At 64.7% G+C, this 5,679-nt stretch carries 4 protein-coding genes and 1 pseudogene; 3 read left to right on the top strand and 2 right to left on the bottom strand.

From position 1 onward, the window contains the following. Window positions 1-198: 198 nt before the first annotated feature. Together hpaC and hpaB are read right to left on the bottom strand one after the other, a co-directional pair. Window positions 199-711 (bottom strand): 4-hydroxyphenylacetate 3-monooxygenase, reductase component, encoded by a 513-nt coding sequence (gene hpaC / locus DK261_RS15475; RefSeq protein WP_009049300.1) that lies wholly within the window; start codon window positions 709-711, stop codon window positions 199-201. A gap of 166 nt (window positions 712-877) precedes the next feature. Continuing rightward, a complete protein-coding gene (gene hpaB / locus DK261_RS15470; protein WP_009049299.1) occupies window positions 878-2,440 on the bottom strand; it encodes a 4-hydroxyphenylacetate 3-monooxygenase, oxygenase component in 1,563 nt (520 codons plus the stop codon). Between the two features lie 377 nt (window positions 2,441-2,817). Here hpaB and DK261_RS33900 point away from each other — a divergent pair. The 3 genes and pseudogenes from DK261_RS33900 to DK261_RS15460 all read left to right on the top strand — a co-directional run. Continuing rightward, window positions 2,818-3,585, top strand: a pseudogene (locus DK261_RS33900) (MCP four helix bundle domain-containing protein); the annotation flags it as partial. Continuing rightward, a complete protein-coding gene (locus tag DK261_RS33895) occupies window positions 3,580-4,443 on the top strand; it encodes a methyl-accepting chemotaxis protein (protein ID WP_371919074.1) in 864 nt (287 codons plus the stop codon). The pseudogene DK261_RS33900 and the gene DK261_RS33895, both read left to right, overlap by 6 nt. A 37-nt stretch (window positions 4,444-4,480) precedes the next feature. Further along, the gene (locus tag DK261_RS15460; RefSeq protein ID WP_110175936.1) at window positions 4,481-5,677 is read left to right on the top strand and encodes a pyridoxal phosphate-dependent aminotransferase; all 1,197 of its coding nucleotides are present in this window, start codon (window positions 4,481-4,483) and stop codon (window positions 5,675-5,677) included. The last annotated feature ends 2 nt before the right edge of the window (window positions 5,678-5,679 follow it).

Genomic DNA, 5,679 nt, shown 5'->3' with positions numbered 1-5,679 from the left:
TATCGTCGGGTTGGTGGGGGATCGCTATCCTACAGATGCAGGATGAAGGGGGGCGTTGGCGGGGGAAATTGGCTTCTGTAGGAGCGAAGCTTGCTCGCGATAAATCTGCAACGATAACGCGCGTTGGCGGGTGTATCGCGCGCTGCGCGGCTATCGCGGGCAAGCCTCGCTCCTACAGAAAAGCAACTGATCAGCAGGTCAGGCCGCCTGGACGGCCCGCTGCAAACGGTGGAAACCACGGCTGAAATACACCAGCGAGTCGCCGTGTTCGCCTACGCAGATCTCATCCAGTTGCACCAGCATCACCGAGTGGGTGCCGATTTCCTGCACCTCGGTGATCCGTCCCTGCAGGCTGGCCAGGGCACCGTCGAGCACCGGCAGGGCGTCCTGGCCGTCGCGCCAGGGGTGCAGGCTGAAGCGCTGTTCCATCTCCACTCCGGTCATGCCGGCGAAGTGCCGGGCGACTTCTTCGTGTTCGCCGCAGAGCACGTTGATGCAGAGCTGGCCGTTGCGCTTGAACACCGGGTTCAGGGCGCTGTTGCGGTTGACGCAGACCATCAGGCTGGGCGGGCTGTCGGTGACCGAGCAGACCGCGGTGGCGGTGATGCCGCAGCGTCCGGCCGGGCCGTTGCTGGTGATGACGTTGACCGCCGCGGTCATGTGCGCCATGGCGTTGCGAAAGGCTTGTTGCTTGGGATCAAGTTGAGTCATGAGAGATTCCTTTCCTCGGGATTGAACCACGGTATTTGCAGGAGCCGTCGCTCGACGCTCGGTTGCTCGCGAAAAACCTCAAGCCAACGTGGAGTCGCAGATGCCGCGCGTCATCGTTCACGTCTTATCGCGAGCAAGCTTCGCTCCTACAGAAGCGAGGCAGTGGTTACTGGCGGATGCGGTCGAGCATGTTGATGTCGTCCGGATTGGTCAGGTGTGGCACCGTCCAGCCGTCGAGATTGTAGTCGCCCAGGCATTTGTCCACCAATTCGGTCATGGTTTTCATCGAGCCGCTGGCCTGGGCATGTCGCAGGCACTGCATGCGGATTTCGTCCTGGCTGCCGGCGTAGTTGATTTCGTACAGCTCGTGGCGGCCGCCGAACTCGGTGCCGATCGCATCCCACAGCAGCTTGAGGATTTTGATCCGCTCCTCGTGGCCCATGCCCGCCGAGCCCCGGCAATAGGTGCTCAGGTACTGGTTGAGCATCGGGTCCTTGAGGTCGCGGGAGCCGGACGGTAGGTAGATCAGGCCGCTGGCCACCACCTGCTCGATGATCTTCTTGATGTCGGTGTAGGCCTGGGGCGCCAGTACCCGGTAGGCCTGCAAGGCCTGGGCGCTGGGCAGGAAGGCGCCGTTGAGCCATTCGCTGGCGTTGCCGTGCATGGCGTCGGTCAGCGACCAGAACAGGTTGCGCCAGGCCACCACTTCGCCGACCTGCGCCTGCACCCCGCGAAACTCCAGCGAGCCGGTGCACTGCAAGGCCTTGACCAGCAGCCCGGTGATGAAGTCGAGCTTGACCGCCAGGCGGGTGCAGCCCTGCATCGGGAACAGCCGGCCGAAGCCGCCTTGCGGGAACCACTGCCGGCAGCGCTCGAAGTCGCGGTAGATCAGCACGTTTTCCCAGGGGATGAACACTTTGTCCATGATCAGGATCGCGTCGTTCTCGTCGAAGCGGCTGGACAGCGGGTAGTCGAACGGCGAACCGGTCATGCCCGCCTGCAGTTCGTAGGACGGGCGGCAGATCAGCTTCATGCCGCGGGTGTTCATCGGCGCGATGAACATCAGGGCGAAGTCGGTGTTGTCGCCCAAAAGCTGCGCCGAGCCCTGGCCGACGAAGTTGTAGTGGGTCAGGGCCGAGTTGGTGGCCACCACCTTGGCGCCGCTGACGATGATCCCGCCCTCGACTTCCTCGTCCACCGAGATGAACACGTCCTTGACCTGGTCCACCGGTTTGTCGCGGTCGATCGGCGGGTTGACGATGGCGTGGTTGAGGTACAGGCAGGCTTCCTGGATGCGCTTGTACCAGGTGCGGGCGTTGCCTTCGAACTGGCCATAGAACTCCGGGTTGGCGCCCAGGGCGCTGCCGAAGGCGGCCTTGTAGTCCGGGCTGCGGCCCATCCAGCCGTAGGTCAGGCGCGACCACTCGGCGATGGCATCGCGCTGCTGGCGCAGGTCGTCGGCGCTTTTCGCCGAACGGAAAAACTTGTGGGTGTAGCCGCCGTTGCCGGTGTCGGTGTCCCAGCACAGCTTGTCCTTGGTTTCGGGGTCGTGCAGGGCGTCATAGAGGCGCGCCATGGAGGCGGCGGAATTGCGGAACGCCGGGTGGCTGGTCACGTCCTTGACCCGGTCGCCATAAATGTAGATTTCGCGATCATCGCGCAGGCTGGCCAGGTATTCGGCGCCGGTCAGCGGGCGGTTGGTCTCGGCACGGAAGTCTTCGGGTTTCATCATCCACTCCAGTCTTTGTTGTTATGCGTTGTCTTTACGAGCTGGGGCCCATGATGGGCAGGACGGGGCGGCGACTGAATGGCTTTTCCGGCGAATGAATTGCACTTTTCATGGGGGGTGGTCATGAGGGGCATGGAGGCCGGTCATGGAGGCTGGCAGCGAGCTTGCCAGGCGATCTGTCTCAGCGGTGAAACACTCCCGGGCGACGAAAAATATTTTCACCGGGGCCTGCAAAAAACCTAAAGCGCTGCCGATATCGCTATTAGGCCCACAGACCAACTACAACAGTGGCGCCCACCTGTCAGGCCGCCAGCCGCCGCTGGTGACGGGGTTCAGTGCATGGATGCTCGCAGTCCTCAATTCCCGAGAGTCATCCTATGTCCCTACGTAATATGAATATCGCGCCTCGAGCTTTCCTCGGTTTTGCGTTCATCGCGTTGCTGGTCATCGCGCTGGGTGTGTTCGCCGTCAACCGCATGTCGATCATCCGACAGGCTTCCCTGGAAATGGAAAGCAACCAACTGCCCAGCGTAGGGTTCCTCGGCAACGTCACCGAAAACGTCCTGCGCCTGCGGATTCTCTCGTTCCGGGTACTGGTCAACCGCGAGCCGGCCGGCCTGCAGGAAGCGCAGACGCGCATCGGCGTGCTGGTGGACAAGCTCAAGCAGGCCCAGGCCAGCTACGCCGCCTTGCCGGCGGGGGACGAGGAAGTGGCCCTGTACAAGACCTTCGCCGCCACCCTGGACAAGTACCTGCAGGCGCAGAACGACATGCTGGAGCTGTCGCGACAGAACAAGCTCGAGGAGCTGCGCAGCCTGATCAATACGCGGATCAAGGACGGCACCGACCAGATGGGCGAACAGCTGAACAAACTGGTAGCGATCAACAAGGCCGGGGCCACCCATGCCTCGGATATGGCCGGTGAGCATTACCGCAGCGCCATCACCGGCATCATCGCCGTGGCGGTGATCGCGGCCCTGCTCACAGTGGTACTGGCCTGGCTGCTGACCCGCAGCATCGTCACGCCGTTGAACCGCGCGGTGCTGGCCGCGCAGACCATCGCCGCGGGCAATCTGACCCAGGCCATCGAGGTCGACGGCAAGGACGAGCCGGCCCGCCTGCTCGCGGCGCTGAGCGACATGCAGGGCAACCTGCGCAAGACCATCGAGCAGATCTCCGGTTCGGCCACCCAGCTGGCCTCGGCCTCGGAAGAACTCAGCGCGGTCACCGAGGAAGCCTCCCGTGGCTTGCAACAGCAGAACAACGAAATCGAACAGGCGGCCACCGCCGTCAACGAGATGACCGCTGCCGTGGAAGAGGTGGCGCGCAACGCCGTGTCGACCTCCGAAGCCTCGCACCAGTCGACCCAGGCCGCCCGCGAAGGCCGCGACCGGGTGGTGGAAACCGTCGACGCGATCCAGACCATGACCCACGACGTGCAAAGCACTTCGGTGATGATCGAAGGCCTGGCCACCCAGGGCCGCGACATTGGCAAGGTATTGGACGTGATCCGCGCCATCGCCGAGCAGACCAACCTGCTGGCCCTCAACGCAGCGATCGAGGCGGCCCGCGCCGGTGAGGCCGGGCGTGGTTTCGCGGTAGTGGCCGACGAAGTGCGGGCCCTGGCCCATCGCACCGCGCAATCGACCCAGGAAATCGAAAAGATGGTCGCCGGCATCCAGAACGGCACCGGCGAGGCGGTGCAGTCGATGCAGCAGAGCAACCAGCGCACCCAGAACACCCTGGAAATGGCCCGCGCCGCCGGTGTGGCCCTGGAGCAGATCGCCGAATCGATCAACCTGATCAACGAGCGCAACCTGGTGATCGCCAGTGCTTCGGAAGAGCAGGCCCAGGTATCCCGCGAGGTCGATCGCAACCTGGTGAACATCCGCGACCTGGCCACCCAGTCGGCCGCCGGGGCCAACCAGACCAGCGCCGCCAGCCACGAGCTGTCGCGCCTGGCGGTGGATTTGAATGCGATGGTGGCGCGCTTTGTGATTTGAGTTAGGGTTGTTGGAATGCGTGCCCAAGGAGAGCGAGATGCGCTATTCAGCCCTGACCCAACGGATCGCCGGCGAAGGTGCCGCGGCCTGGCAGATTCACTACCGCGCCCTGGAGCTGCGCGAGGAGGGCGTCGATGTGCTGCTGCTGACCATCGGCGACCCGGATTTCGACACCCCGCGGCCGATCGTCCAGGCCGCCATCGATAGCCTGCTGGCGGGCGACACCCACTATTCGGAGGTGCGCGGCAACCGTTCGCTGCGCACCCGCATTGCCCACCGGCATGCCACCCGCAGCGGCCAGGCGGTGGACGCCGAGCACGTGGTGGTGCTGCCGGGGGCGCAATGCGCGGTGTTTTCCGTGGCCCAGTGCCTGCTCGACCCCGGCGACGAGGTGCTGGTCGCCGAACCCATGTACGTCACCTACGAAGGGGTGTTCGGTGCCTGCGGGGCCAAGGTGCTGCCGATTCCGGTGCGCCCGGAGAACGGCTTTCGCGTCGAGCCGGCGGCGGTCGCCGCGCGCATCACGCCCAAGACCCGCGCGCTGATGCTCAACAGCCCGAACAACCCCTCCGGCGCCAGCCTGTCCCGGGAAACCTGGCAGGCCCTGGCGCGCCTGTGCGTCGAGCACGACCTGTGGCTGATCTCCGATGAGGTCTACAGCGACCTGCTGTTCGACGGCGAACACATCAGCCCCGGCAGCCTGCCGGGCATGGCCGAACGCACGGCGACCATCAACAGCCTGTCCAAGTCCCATGCCATGACCGGCTGGCGGGTCGGCTGGGTGGTGGCGCCCCAGGCCCTGGCCGGGCATTTGAGCCATCTGGCGCTGTGCATGCTGTACGGGCTGCCGGATTTCGTGCAGAACGCCGCGGTGGTGGCGCTGGATGCCGACCTGCCGGAGCTGGAGCAGATGCGCGAGGAATATCGCCAGCGTCGCGACCTGGTGTGTGCGCAGCTGAGCCAATGCCCGGGGCTGAAACCGGTCAAGCCCGATGGCGGCATGTTCGTCATGGTCGATGTGCGGGAAACCGGCCTGGGCGCCCAGCAGTTCGCCGAGCTGCTGCTGGAAGGGCACGGCGTCTCGGTGCTCGCCGGCGAGGCCTTCGGCCCCAGCGCGGCGGGGCATATCCGTATCGGTCTGGTGGTGGATCAACAGCGCCTGGCGGACGCCTGCCAACGGATTGTGCGTTGTACCCAGGATCTGCTCGAAGGCCGATCTTCAAAACGCCGCTGACG

The organism is Pseudomonas sp. RW409 (assembly GCF_003184125.1).
GTDB lineage: Bacteria > Pseudomonadota > Gammaproteobacteria > Pseudomonadales > Pseudomonadaceae > Aquipseudomonas > Aquipseudomonas chlororaphis_I.
The sequence above is the reverse complement of the archived record's forward strand: the minus strand, read 5'-3'. Positions and strand labels throughout refer to the sequence as shown.